The sequence below is a fragment of the Proteus penneri genome, from assembly GCF_022369495.1.
GTDB lineage: Bacteria > Pseudomonadota > Gammaproteobacteria > Enterobacterales > Enterobacteriaceae > Proteus > Proteus penneri.
In genome coordinates this window covers 1,477,809-1,499,251 of the sequence record NZ_CP059690.1, presented here as the reverse complement: position 1 = coordinate 1,499,251, position 21,443 = coordinate 1,477,809, and the positions used below count along the sequence as shown (strand labels likewise).

General features: G+C 34.5%; 19 protein-coding genes. 17 read left to right on the top strand and 2 right to left on the bottom strand.

The features are described from left to right. The first annotated feature begins 228 nt into the window (after positions 1 to 228). The 13 genes from H1225_RS06820 (at position 229) to ahpF (ending at position 15,390) form a co-directional block, all read left to right on the top strand. Complete coding sequence (locus H1225_RS06820; RefSeq protein ID WP_161671518.1) at positions 229 to 2,619, top strand: DMSO/selenate family reductase complex A subunit; 2,391 nt, start codon at positions 229 to 231, stop codon at positions 2,617 to 2,619. Continuing rightward, complete coding sequence (locus H1225_RS06815) at positions 2,616 to 3,245, top strand: DMSO/selenate family reductase complex B subunit (protein WP_161748365.1); 630 nt, start codon at positions 2,616 to 2,618, stop codon at positions 3,243 to 3,245. Before H1225_RS06820 ends, H1225_RS06815 begins: the two co-directional genes overlap by 4 nt. Beyond that, complete coding sequence (locus tag H1225_RS06810) at positions 3,242 to 4,114, top strand: dimethyl sulfoxide reductase anchor subunit family protein (RefSeq protein ID WP_239739593.1); 873 nt, start codon at positions 3,242 to 3,244, stop codon at positions 4,112 to 4,114. Before H1225_RS06815 ends, H1225_RS06810 begins: the two co-directional genes overlap by 4 nt. A gap of 14 nt (positions 4,115 to 4,128) precedes the next feature. Continuing rightward, on the top strand, positions 4,129 to 5,013 hold the full coding sequence (locus H1225_RS06805) for a 4Fe-4S binding protein (RefSeq protein WP_115065373.1): 885 nt from the start codon (positions 4,129 to 4,131) through the stop codon (positions 5,011 to 5,013). Between the two features lie 128 nt (positions 5,014 to 5,141). Further along, positions 5,142 to 6,161, top strand: coding sequence for an NAD(P)H-quinone oxidoreductase (locus tag H1225_RS06800; protein ID WP_420910161.1), 1,020 nt, complete (start codon positions 5,142 to 5,144; stop codon positions 6,159 to 6,161). Between the two features lie 515 nt (positions 6,162 to 6,676). Beyond that, positions 6,677 to 8,512, top strand: a complete 1,836-nt coding sequence (locus H1225_RS06795; protein ID WP_109847415.1) for a tyrosine decarboxylase — start codon at positions 6,677 to 6,679, stop codon at positions 8,510 to 8,512. 421 nt (positions 8,513 to 8,933) lie between these two features. Continuing rightward, on the top strand, positions 8,934 to 9,746 hold the full coding sequence (locus H1225_RS06790) for a PadR family transcriptional regulator (RefSeq protein WP_161730107.1): 813 nt from the start codon (positions 8,934 to 8,936) through the stop codon (positions 9,744 to 9,746). Next, positions 9,739 to 9,894, top strand: coding sequence for a hypothetical protein (locus H1225_RS06785; protein ID WP_006536676.1), 156 nt, complete (start codon positions 9,739 to 9,741; stop codon positions 9,892 to 9,894). The genes H1225_RS06790 and H1225_RS06785 overlap by 8 nt, the downstream gene beginning before the upstream one ends. Positions 9,895 to 10,501: 607 nt before the next feature. Next, positions 10,502 to 12,025 carry a carbohydrate porin gene (locus H1225_RS06780; protein WP_161727452.1) on the top strand — a complete coding sequence of 508 codons (1,524 nt, stop codon included), beginning with the start codon at positions 10,502 to 10,504 and terminating at the stop codon, positions 12,023 to 12,025. Between the two features lie 227 nt (positions 12,026 to 12,252). Then, positions 12,253 to 12,450 (top strand): hypothetical protein, encoded by a 198-nt coding sequence (locus H1225_RS06775; RefSeq protein ID WP_239739588.1) that lies wholly within the window; start codon positions 12,253 to 12,255, stop codon positions 12,448 to 12,450. Between the two features lie 150 nt (positions 12,451 to 12,600). After that, positions 12,601 to 12,903 carry a hypothetical protein gene (locus H1225_RS06770; protein WP_239739587.1) on the top strand — a complete coding sequence of 101 codons (303 nt, stop codon included), beginning with the start codon at positions 12,601 to 12,603 and terminating at the stop codon, positions 12,901 to 12,903. A 284-nt stretch (positions 12,904 to 13,187) separates the two neighbouring features. Then, the gene (gene ahpC / locus H1225_RS06765) at positions 13,188 to 13,751 is read left to right on the top strand and encodes an alkyl hydroperoxide reductase subunit C (RefSeq protein ID WP_006536680.1); all 564 of its coding nucleotides are present in this window, start codon (positions 13,188 to 13,190) and stop codon (positions 13,749 to 13,751) included. 70 nt (positions 13,752 to 13,821) lie between these two features. After that, positions 13,822 to 15,390, top strand: a complete 1,569-nt coding sequence (gene ahpF, locus H1225_RS06760) for an alkyl hydroperoxide reductase subunit F (RefSeq protein ID WP_109847417.1) — start codon at positions 13,822 to 13,824, stop codon at positions 15,388 to 15,390. Between the two features lie 80 nt (positions 15,391 to 15,470). On the opposite strand, the gene H1225_RS06755 is transcribed toward ahpF, so the two are convergent. Together H1225_RS06755 and catA are read right to left on the bottom strand one after the other, a co-directional pair. Next, positions 15,471 to 16,813 (bottom strand): IS3 family transposase gene (locus tag H1225_RS06755; protein WP_239739586.1). Its coding sequence is split into 2 segments (ribosomal slippage): positions 15,471 to 16,337 and positions 16,340 to 16,813, totalling 1,341 coding nucleotides; the frame shifts between segments, so codons are not numbered across the junction. Between the two features lie 102 nt (positions 16,814 to 16,915). After that, complete coding sequence (catA, locus tag H1225_RS06750) at positions 16,916 to 17,557, bottom strand: type A chloramphenicol O-acetyltransferase (RefSeq protein ID WP_006536734.1); 642 nt, start codon at positions 17,555 to 17,557, stop codon at positions 16,916 to 16,918. Positions 17,558 to 17,805: 248 nt separating this feature from the next. On the opposite strand from catA, the gene H1225_RS06745 reads away from it, so the two are divergent. The 4 genes from H1225_RS06745 to H1225_RS06730 all read left to right on the top strand — a co-directional run bounded on the left by H1225_RS06745 (position 17,806) and on the right by H1225_RS06730 (position 21,377). Continuing rightward, the gene (locus H1225_RS06745) at positions 17,806 to 18,291 is read left to right on the top strand and encodes a hypothetical protein (RefSeq protein WP_072063973.1); all 486 of its coding nucleotides are present in this window, start codon (positions 17,806 to 17,808) and stop codon (positions 18,289 to 18,291) included. 48 nt (positions 18,292 to 18,339) lie between these two features. Beyond that, entirely contained in the window at positions 18,340 to 18,825 is a 486-nt protein-coding gene (locus H1225_RS06740) for a GNAT family N-acetyltransferase (protein ID WP_109400627.1), read from the top strand. Between the two features lie 192 nt (positions 18,826 to 19,017). Further along, positions 19,018 to 19,926: an AEC family transporter gene (locus H1225_RS06735; protein WP_161669306.1), complete on the top strand. Its 909-nt coding sequence runs from the start codon at positions 19,018 to 19,020 to the stop codon at positions 19,924 to 19,926. A gap of 116 nt (positions 19,927 to 20,042) precedes the next feature. After that, positions 20,043 to 21,377, top strand: a complete 1,335-nt coding sequence (locus tag H1225_RS06730; RefSeq protein ID WP_161748257.1) for a hypothetical protein — start codon at positions 20,043 to 20,045, stop codon at positions 21,375 to 21,377. Positions 21,378 to 21,443: the final 66 nt, after the last annotated feature.

The following is a 21,443-nucleotide window of genomic DNA, read 5'->3' as shown; positions in this document are numbered from 1 at the left end:
ATTTTTATAACAAAAAATTAGGAAAAGCTAACTTAATGTATTTTTGATGCAACTTAATGCTACCTTGAGTTAGCTTTTCCTTATAAAAGATGGGGAAACTGCAAAGAAGTGCGGAAAATTGAAACATTCTATTACCTCTTTAGTGGTATTGATGTGCATCAATGATGGTTTACCACTATACCCTATCATTTTTACTAATGAGAGTTGTTATGTGAGAATGATAAGCTAATGAAAAAAATAGAAAAAAATAAGGAAAACAAAGGGATGATGTCGTTAAGTCGTCGCCACTTTGTTCAATCAAGTGCTGCATTAGTGACAGTGCCATTTTTCGCACGAAATGCACAAGCTAATGTAGATGAAAGTTTACCCATTGCAAAAATAAATGGAGAATCTTCTACTGTTGTTGCTACATGCAGTACTTTTGACTGTGGTGGTAAGTGTGATATTCGTGCACATATAAAGGAAGGTATTGTTACTCGTATTACTACGAGACCAGATAATGAATTAGATGAAGCCATGCCTGTTATGAGGGCATGTGTACGTGGACGAGGTTATCGCAAGTTTTCTTATCATGCTGATAGATTGAAATACCCAATGAAAAGGGTCGGCAAACGTGGTGAAGGTAAATTTGAACGTATTTCATGGGATGAGGCAACAACGCTTATTGCGGAAAATGTGACACGTTTAACGGAGAAACATGGTGCTGCAAGTCGTTTTTTAACAGTGAGCACAGCAGTAACAGGGGGGATCTTCTCTGGTGATACCATGATGAAGAAACTCTTTAATTTAACAGGAGGCTATCTTCCTTATTACCATTCAGTTAGCTTGGGTAACACCTTAAAAGTAACGCCTTATACTTATGGTATTGCAAAAACAGGTAGCTCTTTAGACACCCTTGAAGACACACCACTAGTGATCTTATGGGGTCATAACCCTAATGAAACCATTTTTGGGCATACTAACCATTATTTTCAAAAGATGAAAAACAATGGTACTAAATTTATTGTGGTCGATCCTCGTTATTCTGATACCGCCCAATCTCTTGCTGACCAATGGATACCGCTTTTACCAACAACCGATAATGCTTTAATGGATGCAATGATGTATGTCATTGTCACCGAAAATCTTCATGACAAATCTTTTATTGATAAATATGTTATTGGCTTTGATGAAGAGCATATGCCAGAAGGTGTTCCTGCTAATGAGTCTTTGGTCGCTTATTTGACAGGTAAAAAAGACGGAATAGAAAAAACACCTGAATGGGCAGAAAAAATTACTCGAGTACCTGCAAATACTATTCGCCAACTTGCACGTGAATATGCCATGACAAAACCTGCCGCCTTAATTCAAGGTTGGGGGCCTCAACGTCATATTTGTGGTGAGCGTAGTGCCAGAGGCTCATCATTACTCGCCGCCATTACAGGAAATGTTGGTAAGAAAGGAGCGTGGGCAGCTGGATATGGTGGTATTGGTAACCGTCAATCTATTCGTGGTCCTAATATTGGCGAAAATCCAGTAAAAGCTAAAATCTCTATTATGAACTGGATGCAGGCTGTTGAAGATGCAAGTAAAGTTCGTGTTGAAGATGGTCTTTTAGGTGTTGATAAACTCGATACCAATATCAAAATGATCTTCTCATTAGCGGGTAATTATTTAGTTAACCAAAATCCTGATGTGAATGCAGCTGCAAAATTATTAGCAGATGATTCAAAAGTAGAATTTATTGTTGTTAGTGATCTCTATTTGTCACCTTCTGCAAAATATGCCGATCTTGTTTTACCTGAAACCAGTTTTCTAGAACGTTGGAACATTGGTAATACATGGGGGACGGGTAACTATTTTCTTCTGTCTGAAAAAGTTATTGAACCCGCTTTTGAACGCCGTTCTGATTATGAGTGGATTACGGAAGTTGCTGAAAAAATGGGTGTAAAAGAAGCGTTCACTGAAGGCCGTAGTGAGAAAGAGTGGATTGCTCATCTTGTTGATACCAACAAAACACGTTTTGATGATAGACCTGATTTTCCTAATTTTGACGAGTTACAAAAAACACGCCGTTATCTTTTTAAAGATAAACCTTTCGTTGCCTTTGAAAAAAACATCAGTGACTTTGAGAATAATCCATTCCCAACACCTTCAGGTAAAATTGAGATTTTTTCTAAACGTCTTTATGACATGAATAATCCGGATATTCCGGCGTTGTCTCATTATGTGCCAGCAATTGAAGGCCCAGAAGATAAGTTAACAGAAAAATATCCATTACAAATGTTGACTTGGAAAGGAAAAAATCGAGCTAACTCAACACAGTATGCTAATCCTTGGTTACAAGAAGCTCAACGTCAAGAGGCGTGGATAAATCCAATTGATGCTGAAAATAGAGGTATCAAAAATGGTGATATGGTGCGTATTTATAACGACCGCGGGATCACTGAGATCCCTGCATTAGTAACACAACGCATTATTCCTGGTGTTGTTGGTTTACAAGCTGGTGCTTGGTGGGCTCCCGATGAAAACGGCGTTGATCATGGGGGATGCCCTAACGTTTTAACATCGACACGAATGACACCATTAGCACATGGTAATTCACATTTAACTGTTTTAGTTGAGGTAACCAAAGCATGAGTGACTTTAAAGAATATGCGCCGGTAAGTGATGAACAGCTCGGTTTCTTTATTGATTCCTCTCGTTGTTCTGGTTGCAAAGCTTGCCAAGTAGCATGTAAAGATAAAAATAATTTAGAAGTTGGTCGCCGTTTTCGTCGTATTTATGAAGTAAAAGGAGGCGGTTTTACACCAACAGGGCAAGGAGGTCTGGTTAATAATGTGTTTGCATATACATTAACGATTTCTTGTAACCACTGCGAATCGCCCGTTTGTGTGAAAAACTGCCCAACAACAGCAATGCACAAACGTGAAGGTGATGGCATTGTTCGTGTTGATACCTCTAAATGTGTAGGTTGTGGCTATTGCGCATGGTCATGCCCTTATGGCGCACCACAAATGAATGAAGAGACTGGACAAATGTCAAAATGTGATTTTTGTATTGATTTACTATCAGAAGGAAAAAATCCAATTTGTGTTGATACATGCCCGCTAAATGCGATTAAGTTTGGAAAAATTAAAGATCTAAGAGCGAAATATGGGCATTTAAGCCAAGTTCAAGGATTGCCTGACTTTACGATGACAAATCCAAATTTAGTTATCAAACCTCATACTGGTGCGACGAAAAAGGGAGGAGTTCAAGCATGAATGAATGGCCATTAGTGACCTTTACTTTATTCGTCCAGAGTTCTGTTGGCGTAACACTTTTTTCAGCTCTTTATTTTTGTTGGTTAGAAAAAGAGATTGGTAATCAAAGAGCTACGGTTGCTATGCGACCCGTGTTATTAACTGCCGCTATTTTAGGATGTTTAGGATTATTAGCATCAACACTACATATGGGATATCCATGGAATGCTTTTCATGCATTACGCCATATTTCTTCATCATGGTTGAGTCGTGAAATCATATTTGCTGCCGTTTATCTTGGTGCGTTATGCCTTTATACCTTAGTGGTTTTGATTAAAGGGCACATGAACAAAACTTTATTAGCGGTTATTGGTTTGCTTGGCATCATCGACATAATTTGTATGGCATCATTGTATTACAATACTTCGATGCTGACATGGATGCACATTAATACTTACTTTATGTTTATAGGCGCACTATTTTCAACAGGGGCGGCTATAGCGCTATTAATTACTGCACTTCGCGTTAAAGCCTTTATAAATAGTGAACTAGCAAAAAGAATTGTCATTAGTGCATTAGTCGTTATTTTTCTTGCAGTGACATTACGTATGGCGGAACAACCCTTTTATTTAGAATGGATGTCATCAGTCATTTCAACAAATGATGCAATAACGTTCCCTCATACGCCTATCATTGCGTATAATGAAACATTCGGATTAAGAATATCTGCATGGATTTTGTCAATTCTTGGTATGTTAATGATGGGATACAGCGTATGGAAATATCGTAATGCTGTATTTACTTCAGGATTGCGTATGGTGTTAGCAAGTAGCGCAACAATACTGGTTGCAGAAATTCTCAATCGTTTTGCATTCTTTATTGTAAAGTAGTGGAGTAGTGAAGTATGAGGCGTTTTATTAAGGTGGATCTTCCTCCTGAACCAATTATTAATGATAAATGTGTGAGAAAACGCCTCAAACAAAGCCTATGTGATAGTTGCTCTAAAGTTTGTCCTGTGGGCGCTATCACTTTTGCTCTTTTAGATGTAAAAATAGACAATGAACGCTGTTTTCAATGTGGCAATTGTCTATTTACTTGTCCCGTTGATGCGATAGAAAATATCGCGCCTCATGAAAGAACATATCAAAATAATTACCTTATTGTTAATCATGATGAACCATTAGCAAGCACAGAAGAATTGTTAGTGTGGCACCGCCAATATCAAATTAGAGGAATGAAGATAGCACAGCCTTTAGTGGATAAATGGCTTCCTGTTTTAGCCAACTTAAATCTTCAATTAAAAACATTACAAGAGCCTATTTGGCAATTAATTATCACAGAACCTACTGATATTGATAGTGGGCGCCGCTTTATGCTTTTTCGTCAAAAACTAGATGAAAAACCACTTAATAAAGATCAAGTAAGAACAGGATTAAATGCAAGAAAACAACTTTATCCAGAAGACAGTTGGTTTCAAATTCAGTTAGATACCGAAACGTGTATTCTTTGTTCCGCATGTGCAAAGGTCTGTGATGAAGGTGCGATTGAACTTGAAAATAATATATTCACGCTTGATGAAAAACGTTGCACTGGTTGTATGAGTTGTGAAGTGGTTTGTTTTCCTAAATCTATTCATGTTAAAGAACATGTCGCTAAAAATAATGAACCCATTCTTTATCACTATTATGAAGCCCACTGTGAAAAATGTCGGTTAGCTTTCTTATCATGGAAATCTGACGCAACATTATGCCCGATTTGCATACAACATCAGAAGCAAGGTTGGTTATAATCTCTCAAATACACTTAGATTATTTATTGCTGGATAATCGACTATCCTGATTAAAATGAGAAACAGCGTGTTGATTTTGTTTATTTATCATTAAATACGAGAGTGATTAAATAAAATGGGAGCCTATGATGAATACTGTTTTACCTGCGGATATGTTAGAGATTGCCATTACAGAGCCTGGCGGTATAGATAAATTAAAACCCCAACGATCACCAATACCTACACTTCCTCCTCATTATCTTTTAATTAAAGTTGCCGCCTCAGGTGTTAATCGACCTGATATCTTTCAAAGGCAGGGAAGCTATCCGCCACCAGCAGATGCTTCACCTATTCCAGGCCTTGAAGTTGCTGGAGAAGTTGTCGCATTAGGGGACGGTTGCACTAAATGGCAATTAGGAGATAGAGTTTGTGCATTAGTTGCTGGAGGTGGTTACGCTCAATATTGTATTGCACATGAAGACATTGCATTACCGTCAATGAATTTAACGGATATTGAAGCCGCTGCATTACCTGAAAATGTTTTTACTGTTTGGGCTAATTTATTTCAGTTAGGGAAGCTAAAACAGGGGGAATCTGTTCTGATTCATGGTGGAACGTCAGGAATTGGATCAACGGCTATAATGCTTGCTCACACAATAGGTGCAACAGTCTATACAACGGTAGGCTCTGAAGAAAAAACTGCCGTAGCACGTGATCTCGGCGCTGATTATGTCATCAATTATAAACAAGCCGATTTTGCTAAGGAAATTCCTATCTTAACTGAAGGGAAAGGTGTTGATGTTATTCTTGATATTATTGGTGGGGATTACGTAGAAAAGAATTATCAAGTTGCCAGTAAATTTGGGCGCGTTATACAAGTGGGTATGATGAAAGGAATGCCTAAAAATTTAAATATGATGCCAATGATGATTAAGCGTTTAATTCATACTGGTTCAACGATGCGATCTCGCTCAATAGAAGAGAAAGCACAAATAGCTCAAGAACTAAAACAGCAAGTGTGGCCACTTATAGCTGAAGGAAAAATCAAACCCATGATTAATGCTATTTTTCCATTAAAAGAAGTGGGGAAAGCACATAAATTAATGGAGTCTGGTGATTTGATTGGTAAAGTGATGCTTGAAACTTTGTCTTATAACGAAAAAGAGTAAAATTAAGGGTGTTTGAAACTTATTTGATATAAGAGCCAGAACTTATTTTACTTTCTAAAAAACGAATATTCCGAAAAACACATGTCCATATTTCATGTGTTTTTTTATATATTGAAGAAAAAATAAATAACATTTAAATAAACAAATTCTTATTTTAGATAAGTAATTCAATATCTGTTCTTTTTAATAGCAGTTAAGCGATAGAAATATTCATTAATTCTTATTAAGGTAGATTTAAGTATCGACCTTAGCAAAAATAATATCACATTTATAGTAATATAACTTAAATCAAAATTGATAATAAATTAAAGAAACTAACAAATAAAGCTAAATCATTTATCATCAAAACATCATTTAATTAAATCAAATTAGAAAAATATTAACTGATATCAATAAAATAAAGAAGATTCTTACTCATCATGTAGTATATCATTTGAATAAAGATTAATTATTGACGATTAATAAACACAATTCTCATTAAAACAGATAATAAAAATTTATATATAGGTGCGATGATGGCAAATTACAAACAAACCTGTCTGAGTGCTACAGAACGTGTATACCATACCCGAACCATTGATACTCTCACATGTTATTACCGAGAGATGATAAATATACTAATGGATAGTGAGTATTCTTTTCCTAAAGCAAATAAAATGAAAAGAAATAATAGCGAGAGTTTAGACGCTAAAATAAAAAGTAACACTATTGAAAAAAAAGCAGTAGATAATGCTTATGAAAGTATTTTAGAGCCTTTAAGGCAGCAAAATAATTATAATCAATCTGATATTGAACCTTATTTTTCCCATCATCATTCTCAAGTGATGCAATTGGCGAAATTCGGTTATCTTTCCGCATTAGCATACAATTCAGATAATGTTTTTAATAACCACTCCCCCTTATTAAAAGAACAAGAAAAGAAAATTACAGATGATCTCTGTAGATTAATCGGTTTCTCATCAGAAGAAGCATTTGGCCATATCACAACAAGCCACACTCTTGCTTGCTATGAAATATTATGGGCGCTCAGAAATTTAAAGACATTACCTATGGCAATTGCTCGTCACCCAAAATCACGCGATTTAGTTGCAGATAAAAAAGCCTTTGAGTTATTCAATATGTCTGTTACGGATATTTTAGCAATCAGCGAACAACTCAATGAGCGTGGGATTTTTGATGATGTTAGCCATTTAACATGCCGAGGAACGGGCATGACAAAAACAATGCATTTAGGAAAATTGCTTGTTCCAGTTTCCCGTTTTGAATTTTGGAAAAAAGCAATGGATATACTTGGTTTAGGGTATGACAACCTTATCGCATTGCCTATTGATGAAACATTTAAAACTGATATTGAAAAAACACGTAGTATTGTTTTTCGTTTGATTGAACAAGGTGAGCCCATTCTAGGCGTTATAGGAATATTAGGTGCACCGTCTTATGGCTGTGTTGATAAGTTAAAACCACTTTTTGAATTAAGAAAAGAGTGCGAGGAAAAATACAATAATTCATTTTACATTCATATTGATGCTTCGCAATTTGGTTATATGAAAAGCTTATTTCTTGATGATAATTATGATCTTATCCCTTATCAGACTTTATGTAAGAAATTAAAGAAAGAAGCCCCATTACTCGAGTTGACACCTGAAATATATGAAAGCATTACACAACTTTCTCTTGCCGATTCAGTTTCTTTTGAACCATTTCAAGCTGGATTTTCACCATATCCTACTGGTGTAGTCTGTATTAAAGATGCACGTATTAGTCGTTTTTTAAGCAATCCCCCTAAATTATGTCCAGAACAAGACGATGATGTTCCTGAAATTGATGGTATTCAATCCGCACCAGCGGTAGCGTCAATGTGGAGTGTGCATCAACTTTATCCTTTTACTTCATCTGGATATGGAAGATATGCACAAATTCAATGGGAAACACGCATCAAACTTGAGCAGTTTTTTAATCAAGCAGCTGCTTTCGAAAAAGAAGGTGAGCACTATTATATTCGTGTTTTATCTGCATCTGACTTTAATAAACTAAATTTTGCTATTGTAAAGAAAGGAAATAAGGATCTAGAAGCACAAAATAATCTTAATAAAACAATCTATGAAAACTTGGTGATAAAAAGCCATCATAAACAAGATTTAAGTTTATTAACGCTTTGTGCTCGCAATAGCGATGATGCGCCCGTGCAGTTTTGTTCTGAGTGTGGTTTTGATAACAATGAGTGGGAAACTATCAAACACTTAAACTTGCTGCAGCTTACTATAAAAAATACTGAAATCTGTGATGAACAACAAATTGAGGCAGGATATCAATATATTAAGAAAGTCGTTTTGTCCGCATTAGACAAGTAACAATATTTCGCTTTTGTTATATTTTCTCAAATTGAAATAAATTTTGTTAAAAAGCGAAGTAGTGGGTTATTACTCATTATCTTCGCTTTTTAACAGATAAAGGTGACATTGTCACTTATCGTATTCTAAATATCTTTTATTATTCTGTTTGGATTTTAAGCTAAAAGTGCCTATTTTTTATTCCTCTTTATTAATAATCTTCTTTTATTTTCATCGATAGCACATAAGAGCAAATTAGAGAATGATAATCATTCATAATTAAGCTCGTGCCTGAATAATATAATCATAGATAAATCATATTGTTAATAAGATAATCGATTTAAATGCGTATTTAGATATATCTAAAACTTGATCATTTAGATATATCGGATTATATTGCACGGTATAAATTCGATATATCTAAAACAATGAGGGAATATTTATGATGATTCGAGCATTAAACTCACTATATCAACAACGTGCTGAAAATGGTGAATATGGTCATGGTCACGGAAAAGGGCGTTGCGGTGGTAAAGGTAAACATAACCGACACCAAGAAAATCATGGTGAGCATTGTTGTCATGGTGAGTATAGTCATGCACACGAAGGTCGCAGTGAGTGTTGTCATGGTGGACATGATCATGGACACGAAGGTCGTGGTGAATGTTGTCATGGTGAACATCGTTCTGATGGACATGGAAAGCAACGTGGCCGTGGATGCGCTGGTAGGGGGAAAGGGCAAGGTCGCCAGTTAAAACGTATGTTTGATCATGGTGATTTACGCGTTCTGCTACTTAGTATGATCTCGAAAAAGCCAAGTCATGGTTATGAAATTATTAGAGAAATAGATGAGGCTTCTTCAGGATTATATGTACCTAGCCCTGGTGTGATTTATCCAACGTTAACACTACTTGAAGAGCAAGATTTATTAGTTGCTACGATTGCTGAAAAAGGTCGTAAAAACTACAGCATTACATCTGAAGGTGCTGCATTTTTAGCAGAACATCAAGATATAGATGCCAATATCCAAAGAAAACTGGCTTATGCGAGAGATTTGTCTCAAAACGCGGGTGGTGTTTCTGAGGAAATTGAATCTGCTGTTGGTAAATTAAAAGCAGTTTTACGCCATAAATTAGTGTTAAAAGAGCTCTCTGTGGAAAGAGCTGGACGTATTGCTTCTATTCTTAATGAAGCAGTTGAGAAAATTGAAGCTATCAATGAGGCATTGATCTCAGAGGAAAGGGAAGATGAATAAAGCAGATACTCGGTTACAAAATTCAAGAAGAAATAATGAAATAGATAAAGAAGATTTGGAAAACAACCCAGCAGTAAAAGAACAAATTTGCCCGAAAATGCCAGTTTCTTACTTTCGTAGAGCATTACGTAAACCAGGCAGAATATAATAATAATGGACAGAGGTTACAATGATATAATCTCTGTCACTTTCCCCTCTATTATGCAATTTCTCTCCATTTATCACCTTATAAAATATATTCTAAATATCAAAACGTCTCATTCCTGATAAAACATTTCTTATCTCTATTTACCTGTAATACATCATTTTTTGATGGGTGGTTACATTGATTTTCTCTGGTTATTGTACTGACCTCAAAAAAATCACAAATGATTGTGGAAATGTTCCACATTAGCGATTATTTTATTTAGATTAGTGAACCCATTATAAAATTTGAAAACGAAAACCAGAGATATGTTTGAAATAATAAATTAAATACCGAATAAAAATAATAAACGTTTGTAAGTACTTAAACGAGAATAAGTACCTTTGCTCAAACGTAGCCTTACTTATGATGTTGGAAGATAATCAACATATCGGTTTATTTATTATTAAGAATATAAATAATGATGCGAATAACTGATTGATATTTATAAAAATATTATCTAATCACTATAACAATACGCTCATCAGATAGAGCAATCGAACAACTAAATTGATTGCTATGCATTTGCCGTACCTGTTAAGCCAACATTTGCTAACTTAGGAATATTCGAATGAAAGTTAAAGCATTATCTGCTGTGATAAGTTTAATCCTTACCGCGCCATTATGTGCAAACGCACAAACCGATATAAGTGCAATTGAAGCAAGGTTAAATGTACTTGAACAACGAGCAACCGCCGCTGAAGCTAGAGCCGCAGCAGCAGAACAAAAAGCGGCTCGCCTTGAGCAATTAATTAATTCCAACAGCTTATCTCAAGAAAAGAAAGCATCAAATAATGTTACAAACGTCAACATGGAGCAACGCGTTGCTCTATTAGAAAAGCAATCTGATGAGGCTCAAGCCAAAGTAGATATAACACAAACTCAACTTAATGAAATCCAGCAAAAACAATCAGCTCAGCTTGCTAGTACGAAAAGTAAAGACGGCACAGGTTTTTTCTCTACCAATACAAATTGGGGTGATCTCAAATTATATGGTGACGTTGAATATAATATTGATGCAGCTAGTAAGAAAGGGCAACTAACATCGATGAGAATGATGCCCGGTAATCAAAAAGATTTTGATGATAATGAAAAATGGTCACTTAATGGGCGTATTTTAATTGGTGTGGATGGTGAACGAGAATTAAAAAACGGTAATTATGCTGGTTTCCGGGTTCAGCCTATGGCTGACATGACAGGTAAAATGAATCTCGATGATGCTGTTTTCTACTTTGGGCAACGTGATAAATGGCAATATAAAATTGGTCGCTATGAAGCTTATGACATGTTCCCTCTAAACCAAGATACATTTGTTGAGTATTCAGGTAATACAGCAAATGATTTATATGGTGATGGCTTTGGCTATATCTATATGATGAAAGAAGGACGCGGTCGTAGTAGTGATGGTGGTAGTATGATGGTTAATACATACTATAACGACTGGTATTTTGAGCTAAATGCTTTAGTTGAAGATGGAACTTCTGTTTTTAAAGATGGTGAGTATCATGGGCGTAAACTTGATAATCGTAAAAATGTTATTTATATGCGGCCTGTTGTTGCATGGCAAAAAGATAACTTCACGATTGCGGGAGCAATAGATGCGAATGTGATAAGCAAAGCTTATGGCTATGATGATGAAAATGGAAAATTCCAAGATCAGTCACGACGTACAGGTTATGGCTTAACTGTAAAATGGGACACTTTAGCTGATGATCCTATTAACGGTATTGTTGCAAATTTAAGTGCTGCTTATCTCAACGCTAAAGATGAAAATGATTTTTCTATTGGTAGTAATGTGTTGTGGCGCAAATTTCAACTTGGTTATATTTATGCTCATAATGATATTAAAGCTTACTATCAAAAAAGTGGAAACGGCAGTGGTCAAAATGACACCTATTTAACACTTAATCCTGGAAAGTACAATATCAACACAGTATTTGCTTCTTATGAATTACCTAATATTTTAGATATGGATAATTTCAAGACTTATTTAGGTGCTTATTATTCACATATAGATGGCAAAGATGATATTAATGTACATAGTAGTGATAAAGATCGTTATGGGGCTCGTGTCCGCTTTAAGTATCTATTTTAACTCTATTTTTAATACTTATAGTTAGAGATTGATTTATATAAAGACTTCAAGATACTGAGTATTGTTGGTTAATTGAAGTCTTTATATTTTTATATAGTTTGCATCGTTGTTGGAGCTAGATAGCTGATTTTTCTCGTGCTATTGTTTTATTTCCTGCGGTAATCAGTTTAACGTTTATAGACGTTTAACTAGCGTATTATGGGTGATATTTATCAGGAAACAATTCAATGCCTTTCTATATACAAAGCAGTAATTTAAATATCGACAAGACCTATAAGAAAAATAGAATAAAAACACTATTAATAGGCTTATCCTTAATTCCTTCATTTGGGTTTGCTCATGATCTTTCTCAATTACCACAAAAGGAACGCGTAGCTTACTTTACGCAAGCTCAGCAAGCAGGGATCACCGGTGTGGCAATTTAAACCAAACCTGTTCTAGCAAGACCCGCGAAAGAAGGTGAGATCATCATAACTATAATTAAAGGTGAAGGGATTGAAACAATTTCAGAACCCGCAAAAGTAGGAGATTGGGTAGTACAAAATATTTGTCCAGAAACAGGTAATGAGGAGATCTTGGTAAGAAAAACCAAGTTCGCTCAACGTTATAATATCGCAGAGAAAAGTGAAATTAATTTAGCGTCTTATCCTAGTAATTATCGGCCTTTTACTCCAAAGGGGATCGAAATGAATTACTTTATTATACCGGATTCTACACCTCCATTTGCAATGAAGGCTCCTTGGGGAGAATTGCAACGTTTTCAATCGGGCGATGCTGTTGTGCAATCCACAATAGATAGTCAAGATATTTACCGTATTCAAAAGGCAGCATTTGAGTGTACTTATACTATCCTTAAACCTGCTAAATTAGCACAATAATATTAAACTAATCTGTGGTAGATTGAATTATTATTTTTATAATTCATAATGTTATAATCATATCGCCATTTAAGGCAAAGATGTTAAATAGAGAGAGTAGTTGATAGTAAGTAAGGCATATTGCATGGTTGTTTAATTGCATTAATAGCTACATTTAGTTAACCTATCTCTATCAATTTCTTCAACTCATTAGGTAAAACCTATTGAACTGATAGTAGGAATGTATTAGCTATTCTCAAGTGGAATAGGTACATTAGTTCCCATACCAAACAGGAGGAAATACAATGTCTTTAATTAATACCCCAATCAAACCATTCAAAAACATGGCATTTAAAGACGGTCAATTCGTAGAAGTGACTGAAAAGGACGTCGAAGGAAAATGGAGCGTTTTCTTCTTTTACCCTGCAGACTTCACTTTTGTGTGCCCAACCGAATTAGGTGACTTAGCTGATCATTATGCTGAGTTCCAAAAAATGGGCGTAGAAATTTATTCAGTTTCTACCGATACACATTTTACCCATAAAGCATGGCACAGCAGTTCAGAAACTATCGGTAAAATCAAATATGGCATGATTGGCGATCCAACTGGTGCATTAACTCGTAACTTTGAAAATATGCGTGAGAACGAAGGTCTTGCAGACCGCGGTACTTTCGTTGTTGACCCACAAGGTATTATCCAAGCAATTGAAATTACTGCTGAAGGTATTGGCCGTGATGCATCAGACCTGCTGCGTAAAGTTAAAGCGGCTCAGTATGTAGCTAGCCACCCAGGCGAAGTTTGCCCAGCAAAATGGAAAGAAGGTGATGCAACTTTAGCTCCATCACTGGATTTAGTTGGCAAAATCTAAATAAGAATTAAGCCACTAAAAAAGTTATTTATCGGGTGTTTCGGCACCCGATTTTATTGAGGGTGCAAAAATGTTAGATAATAATTTAAAAGCTCAATTGAAAGCTTATTTAGAACGATTAACTCAGCCAGTTGAGTTAGTAGCAACATTAGACGACAGTAAACATTCAGCTGATATTCAAGCGCTATTAAAAGAAATCGAACCATTATCCGATAAAGTCACTTATCGTGAAGATAATAACGCTGATGTGCGTAAACCATCTTTTCTTATTACTAACCCAGGAAAAGAAACGGGTGTTCGCTTTGCTGGTTCGCCATTAGGCCATGAATTTACTTCATTAGTTTTAGCATTACTACAAACTGGCGGTCACCCATCAAAAGAAGCGCAAGAATTACTTGAACAAATTCGTCAGTTAGACGGTGAGTTTCATTTCGAAACCTATTATTCGCTCTCTTGTCATAACTGCCCAGATGTTGTTCAGGCATTAAACTTAATGGCGATTTTAAATCCGAAGATCACACATACAGCGATTGACGGAGGCATGTTCCAAAATGAAATTCAGGAACGTAATATCATGGGCGTTCCTGCTGTATTCTTAAATGGCAACGAGTTTGGTCAGGGTCGTATGACCTTAGCTGAAATCGTTAACAAAGTAGACAGCAATGCAGAAAAACGTACTGCAGAATTGTTAAACCAAAAAGATGCATTTGATGTATTAATTGTGGGAAGTGGCCCTGCGGGTGCGTCGGCAGCTGTTTATTCAGCTCGTAAAGGTTTGAATACTGGCCTTATTGGTGAACGTTTTGGTGGTCAAGTTCTTGATACTGTTGATATTGAAAACTATATCTCAGTACCAAAAACTGAAGGTGCAAAACTTGCAGGTGCTTTAAAAGCCCATATTGATGATTACCAAGTGGATGTGATTGATAGCCAAACAGTCAGTCGTTTAATTCCTGGCGCATCAGAAGGGGAATTACACCAAATTGAAACAGCATCAGGTGCGCTTTTAAAAACCCGTAGCTTAATTATTGCCACAGGTGCTCGCTGGAGAAATATGAATGTTCCCGGTGAAAATGAGTACCGTACTCGCGGTGTAACTTATTGTCCACACTGTGATGGTCCACTATTTAAAGGTAAAAGAGTTGCTGTTATTGGTGGTGGTAACTCAGGTGTTGAAGCGGCAATTGACTTAGCTGGCTTGGTTGAACACGTAACAGTATTAGAATTCGCTCCAGAAATGAGAGCCGATGCGGTATTACAGAAAAAACTGCGTAGCTTAAGCAATGTAGAGGTTATCTTAAATGCCCAAACTACAGAAGTGTATGGCGATGGTACTAAATTAACCGGTCTCAAATATAAAGATCGCACCAATGATTCTATGCACGATATTGCGCTAGCCGGTATTTTCGTGCAAATCGGCTTATTACCTAATACACAGTGGTTAGAAGGTACCGTTGAGCGTAATAAGATGGGCGAAATTATTGTTGATGCTCGCGGTGAAACCAATATTAAAGGTGTATTTGCTGCGGGTGACTGTACAACAGTACCTTATAAGCAAATCATCATTGCTGCAGGTGAAGGTGCAAAAGCCTCACTTAGCGCCTTTGATTACTTGATTCGCACGAGTGCAAAGAATTAAAAATTAGTTATTAGTATTGCTAGCATTGTATGTAAAAAGCATCTCATATGAACTGACCCCAATTTATTGGACAGTTTAAATTAGTTAGGTAAAGACTGAGTTCGGTATTGAACTGGGCTCAGTCCTTTTAATTTTATCTTGATCCGTTCAGTATTGTAATACTTGATATATTCATGAAGCTCTTCTTCTAGTTCATCCAAATCTCTAAATTGCTTTGTATAAAAACATTCTGTTTTTAATATGCCAAAAAAATTCTCGATTACTGCATTATCTAAACAATTTCCTTTTCGTGACATACTTTGAATAATTCCTTGTTTCTTAAGGCTATTTTGATAATGGCTCATTTGGTATTGCCATCCTTGATCTGAATGCAGTATCAGCTCACCTCTCTGAGTCAATTTTGAAAAGGCTTGGGTAAGCATCTGCTCAATCATGTTGTAATGAGGACGTCTAGCTATCTGATAGGAAACAATTTCTTGATTAAATAAGTCAAGAATAGGCGAAAGATAAAGCTTTTCACCTTTTACCTTAAATTCGGTGACATCAGTAACCCATTTTTCGTTAGGCTTGCTGGCATTAAAATTTCTTTCGAGATGATTATCAGCAATTCGACCTAATTGGCCTTTATAAGAGCGATATTTTTTAGGTCTTACAATAGATTTTAGTCCCTGAACCTGCATTAACCGCTGTACTTTTTTATGGTTAATAACAACTTCATTTCGCAGTACAGCAGTGATCCTTCGATAACCATATCGACCTTTATGTTGATGATAAATCTCCTTTATTTTATCTTTTAATAATTTGTCTTTTGAATTATGACTATTTTTTTGGTGATAATAAAACGTACTTTTTGATAAAGAAAGCGCACGTAATAAAACCAAAACCGGATAAATCATTTTTAATTGATTAACGACAGCAACATGTTGTTTTACCGTCGTTTTGTTTCCTGCAATTCTTGTAACTTTTTTAAGCAAGCATTCTCAGCACGCAAATACTCAAGTTCCTTTAAAAGTTCTTTAACCGATTTATCTTTGTCATCCTTAGGTAATTCTTTTTTCTTTTTAGTCAATGTAGGTCTTCCTTTTTTCTTGGGGACTAGTGCTTTAATACCATGAATATCCATAATATTTTTCCATTCCAATATAGTGGTAAAGGCTGGAATATTAAAAAGAGCAGCTGTTTCTCTGGCAGAAAGCGAATGTTTTGCCATGTGAGACAATATATGCATTTTTAGCTCAAGAGAATAGATTACTTTGGATTTTCGAGGCTTAATTCCCTCAATACCATGCAATTGATAAGCGGAGCACCAGCAACGAACCTGAGAATCATTAATAGAAAAATGCTTAGCCGTCGATAGACGACTATTGCCTTTGAGATAAAAATTAATCACATTTAGTTTAAAATCAAGAGAATATTTAGCCATAGAAAAACACCCCAAAGTTGGTGTCCAACTTTTGGGGTGCAGTTCAATATTGAGATGCTTTTTCTATATTCACACTTTTTACTTATTGAAAATTTCCTTTCGTCAGCCTGAAAAATTATCACATAACTCTTGGAGTTTGTTGATCATTCTAGCTATGTGGAAACCATCACATGTAGCATGGTGCACTTGAATGGATATCGGTAATAAAAACTTGCCACTTTGAAGGGTGTATTTTCCCATAGTGAAAATAGGAGGAAAATAATCTTTTACATTAGCTATATTTAAATTAAATCCATCAAAGCTTACCCATGGGATCATCGAAATGCAGAAATGATTTTCGGGAAAATTAGCTTTTGCGGATAGACTCAGATTATCTTTATATTTTTGATAATCTTGATTATATCCTTGTGAAAAAGAATGCCAATCTTCAAAGTACTCACTCCATAACTCAGAGAAAGTCTCCGTTTTAGGATGAAAAATAGTGTATGCCGGATTGATATAATCCCAAATAACTAATTCATTATCCTTGATCGCCATTCTAGACTCAGGGTAGCTATTAACTGTTTTTGCAATCAAATAGATCATTACCGGATAAAGCTTAAGATTATTTTTATCTAATACTATTTTTAAGACAGTAATATCTATTTTGGTGGTTAAGCTAAAGCCACACTGCACGTTGTGTCGATAATGTAAGAAATGCTCTTTTCTATTCCATTGTTCTAAATCGACTTTTTTATAATTCATATTTAAAGCCCTTCTTGTTAAGTAATAAATTTGTTTTTAACGAAGAAGGGCAAAACGGGTTGTCTGAATAGATAGCATCGTAACTCCTTATGTATTTTATATTTTAGTTAAATAAAGGAAAGTATTGAGAGAAGATTATCACATTAAATATCAAAATTTGAAGGTATTTTTGTGCTTTCATTAGATGATGACATAAGTGTATCATGATAAAAACTATAAAATTACTATTTAAAATGAAGGGATTTATTATGCAAGCTAAACTTGCTTATCAATGGAAACAACAAAGGCGTGGGAGACTTTCTTTTTTAGGACTGGAAATTGCGTGGACAATTTTATTTTCTATTGCAGAGAACTTAGCATATCGATGGTATATATCACTTTATCCTGATAAAGTAGAGTTAATCACTGAAAGAGATTTTTACTACTTATTCTCTTTTACACCATATGGCTTAATAGAAATAATATTTTTAATAACACAAGTCTACATATTTACACTTATTTTATCTCAACGAATAAGAGATATAGGTATAAGCTACCCCGTTATCATTTCTCTTATTTTAACAGTTAGTCCTATTTTATTAACCCCATATTTATTATTTAATGCACCATCTATGTTAATGGTATTACTTTCTATTTTATTAATAACAGGGCTGATCGCTTTACTTGCACCATCAGCCTACAAAGTTGACATCAATAAAGACTCAAAAGAAAATAATAATGAAGTAAATGGTTAAACAGTATTTACTAATTTGAGACTCTTGAACAGAATGAATAAGATGGAAATGAGTATGATTCAACTTAGACTCGCTGAACCACAAGAAGCTAAACGATTGTGGTATTTACGCAATCAAGCACTGCGATTTGGTTGTAAGAATGTTTATCCATCTGAGATTTTAGCTGCTTGGACACCTGATGAAATGCCTGAAGGATATCGGCAGGCCATTATTGGTAATCCATTTTATGTGATTGATTATCAAGAATACAATATTCCTGTTGCTTCGGGTTTTTTAGATGTTAAAACTGGTTTTGCTGAAGCTATTTTCACATTACCCGAATACATGAGAAAGGGATTTGCAGGACTCATTTTAAAACAATTGAAACATGAAGCAATTAAGAGAGGGCAATCCAAGTTATTTTTAGATGCAACCCCTAATGCAGTATCATTTTATTTAAAGCAAGGCTTTAAAGTATTAGAAGGACGTGATTATTATTCTGATTTAGCGAAAGCAAATTTACATTGTTACCGCATGTGTATTGATTTAGAGTAGTTGTTTTTATTTTAATCATCTCAAAAGGATGATTTTTATAATAGACTAAGAATAAAAAAAGCTATTCTTAAAATGCGATATAAATTTATTGTTATCATTTTTTGAATTAGCTTTTATATTAATAACATAAAATAGCAATCCGCATGATGTTGCGATATTGTAAACTATCACAATATCTCTAGGATAAAGACTATGCAAAATGTGTTATTAACGTTATGGCCGTTATTTGCGTTAATTGGGCTCGGTGCAATTTTAAGAAAAAATAAAACGTTTGAACCAGCATTTTGGGTAGGAGCTGAAAAGCTTAACTATTTTTTACTTTTTCCTGCCTTATTAATCAATAGTTTAGCAAATGCACCTTTATCTGATCCTCAATTACCTCATCTTGCTGGGGCTATTTTTTCTGTAGTCATTATTGTCACTATCTTGTGTATTATTTTGAAAAAAATAACAAGCTGGTCTGCTGGCCGCTTTGGTGCGATCGTTCAAGGCAATATTCGATTTAACACTTATTTAGGTTTAGCTATTGTTGCTGATTTATTTGGTGTTGAAGGATTAGGAATAGCCGCCTTGATATTAGCAACACTGGTTCCTCTATCAAATGTCACTTCAGTACTTTGTTTAACCGCAGGGCAAAATGTGACATTGCGTCAACTAATAGTACCTATCATAAAAAACCCTTTAATCATCTCTTGTATTATGGGGATCATAATAAATCTGTCAGGCGTTGGGCTTCCTTTTGGTAGCGATCAGTTTTTGAAGTTATTAGCCGCAACCAGTTTACCTTTGGGGCTTATTTGTATAGGTGCTGCATTACATCTTTCGACGCTAAAAGCTGAAAGTAAAATGATTGGAGTAAATACAGTTACTCGTTTGCTTATTGTGCCGATAGTAGCATATAGCGTTGCTTATTTTTTAGCTTTATCTCCATTAGTCATGATGCTTTTGGTTATATTTTTTTCGATACCAACGGCACCTACTTCTTATATTCTAACTAGACAATTAGGCGGGGATTCTGAACTTATGGCGGGAATCATTACTTCTCAAACGATATTTGCTTCGATTACATTACCTATTATTTTAAGTTTTTTATTACCATAGAAAAATTCTCGTTATTAAAAAAGTACCTTTTAAAATCAAATGGTATTTTTTTTATATCATAAATTTTATTTCTTGATATTTTAAATTTGATAAATTTAGACTTAGGTATAAAAATTATGGAAATCAATGGTGTCTCAATTCCCCGTTGCAGAATAGAGAAGATAAAAAATGCAGATGATCCATTAATGGCACGAACGTTATGGGAAAAAATAAAAAACTGGTTTGGTATTGGACAAGAAGTGACTGTTATTTTATTAATTAAAGATACTTTTTTTAATCTTGAAACAACTGCATTGGATAAAATAAAAGGATTTTGTCAATTAATGAATTTTTCATCTGATTTGTATAAAGAGAGATTTTTCATTGAAAAAAAAGAGGATAGGGTAACTTTTTCTATTCTTTTGAATGAAACTCACAATGATGAAAAAATAGAGTTTTCATATAATATTAATGAGGATGGATTTCAAGGGATAAAATTAATCGCGGACATAATCATAGCATTGAAAAAGAATGGGTTTAATGATTTACTTATTGATGCTATAAATAAATTTTTAAAAATCGATGTGAAAGATAACGAAAATGATAAAATTAAAAAAGAAATTATCATTGGATTAATAAAAGATAATATTGATAGATTCAAGGATGAGAGTAATTTCAATAGAGATTATATATTAAAAAATAAATTGTATAAAGAATCCAAATTTGATTGTGATCTATTTCCATATAAATTAAAAAATCTGATTGAAAATGAAAAAAAAGAAATAGACAAATCAATACATAATAATCTGTTGGAAAAAATAGAACTTGAATTATTTAAAGATCTATCAAGGATGAACTTGAGTATTAATACTATTCCAATTGCTGACCTAGAAAATAAACCACAAGATTTAGATGAGATAAAATTCAAGGAGTTAGAATTCGAGAAATTAAAAAATGAATTTAAAAATTTGGATGGGAATGATAAAGAAATAATTTATTCCTTATTATATCAAAAAGGACTTCTTGAATTTAAATTATTTTTGATAGAGCAAGATCCATTTTCTGGATTAATTAATGTTCCTTATTCAGGAAAAACAACAATAAATGTTATCAAAGAGGATAGTAAAAATAAAATAAGAATTGAAATAGAAAATAAAAAATCATTACAGGATAAAAGTACTAATGATATAGAAAATATAAATAATTTAATAAATACAGAGTTAGCGTATGTTAATGAACAACACTATAATTTAGTCAATCTCGTTAGTGAGGAGCTTGTAGAAAAGCCTTTTTCATTGGATAAATATTCGAAGGTTACTGAATCTGACGATAGTCTTCCAGAGTTATTATCAGTCGGAGATAAAAGTACGTTAGAAGATCATACAAAATTAATTTTCGAATATGATTTTGAAAATAAAACACTTATTCTTGATAATAAAAGCAAATATGAATATGCGATCTTGAAATATTGACTATTGGGCTAAACAGAGCTTCTTGCTATCATGTAGATAAACCAATAATAAGCAAGAGGCTCTTTT

What these genes read in the sequence shown, in the direction of transcription:
- H1225_RS06815 (WP_161748365.1), top strand. Translation starts at nt 2,616, where the DNA reads ATGAGTGACTTTAAAGAATATGCGCCGGTAAGTGATGAACAGCTCGGT.
- H1225_RS06800 (WP_420910161.1), top strand. Translation starts at nt 5,142, where the DNA reads ATGAATACTGTTTTACCTGCGGATATGTTAGAGATTGCCATTACAGAG.
- ahpC (WP_006536680.1), top strand. Translation starts at nt 13,188, where the DNA reads ATGTCTTTAATTAATACCCCAATCAAACCATTCAAAAACATGGCATTT.
- H1225_RS06805 (WP_115065373.1), top strand. Translation starts at nt 4,129, where the DNA reads ATGAGGCGTTTTATTAAGGTGGATCTTCCTCCTGAACCAATTATTAAT.
- H1225_RS06810 (WP_239739593.1), top strand. Translation starts at nt 3,242, where the DNA reads ATGAATGAATGGCCATTAGTGACCTTTACTTTATTCGTCCAGAGTTCT.
- H1225_RS06795 (WP_109847415.1), top strand. Translation starts at nt 6,677, where the DNA reads ATGGCAAATTACAAACAAACCTGTCTGAGTGCTACAGAACGTGTATAC.
- H1225_RS06790 (WP_161730107.1), top strand. Translation starts at nt 8,934, where the DNA reads ATGATGATTCGAGCATTAAACTCACTATATCAACAACGTGCTGAAAAT.
- H1225_RS06785 (WP_006536676.1), top strand. Translation starts at nt 9,739, where the DNA reads ATGAATAAAGCAGATACTCGGTTACAAAATTCAAGAAGAAATAATGAA.
- H1225_RS06730 (WP_161748257.1), top strand. Translation starts at nt 20,043, where the DNA reads ATGGAAATCAATGGTGTCTCAATTCCCCGTTGCAGAATAGAGAAGATA.
- H1225_RS06735 (WP_161669306.1), top strand. Translation starts at nt 19,018, where the DNA reads ATGCAAAATGTGTTATTAACGTTATGGCCGTTATTTGCGTTAATTGGG.
- H1225_RS06820 (WP_161671518.1), top strand. Translation starts at nt 229, where the DNA reads ATGAAAAAAATAGAAAAAAATAAGGAAAACAAAGGGATGATGTCGTTA.
- H1225_RS06745 (WP_072063973.1), top strand. Translation starts at nt 17,806, where the DNA reads ATGCAAGCTAAACTTGCTTATCAATGGAAACAACAAAGGCGTGGGAGA.
- catA (WP_006536734.1), bottom strand. Translation starts at nt 17,557, where the DNA reads ATGAATTATAAAAAAGTCGATTTAGAACAATGGAATAGAAAAGAGCAT.
- H1225_RS06775 (WP_239739588.1), top strand. Translation starts at nt 12,253, where the DNA reads ATGCCTTTCTATATACAAAGCAGTAATTTAAATATCGACAAGACCTAT.
- H1225_RS06740 (WP_109400627.1), top strand. Translation starts at nt 18,340, where the DNA reads ATGAGTATGATTCAACTTAGACTCGCTGAACCACAAGAAGCTAAACGA.
- H1225_RS06780 (WP_161727452.1), top strand. Translation starts at nt 10,502, where the DNA reads ATGAAAGTTAAAGCATTATCTGCTGTGATAAGTTTAATCCTTACCGCG.
- ahpF (WP_109847417.1), top strand. Translation starts at nt 13,822, where the DNA reads ATGTTAGATAATAATTTAAAAGCTCAATTGAAAGCTTATTTAGAACGA.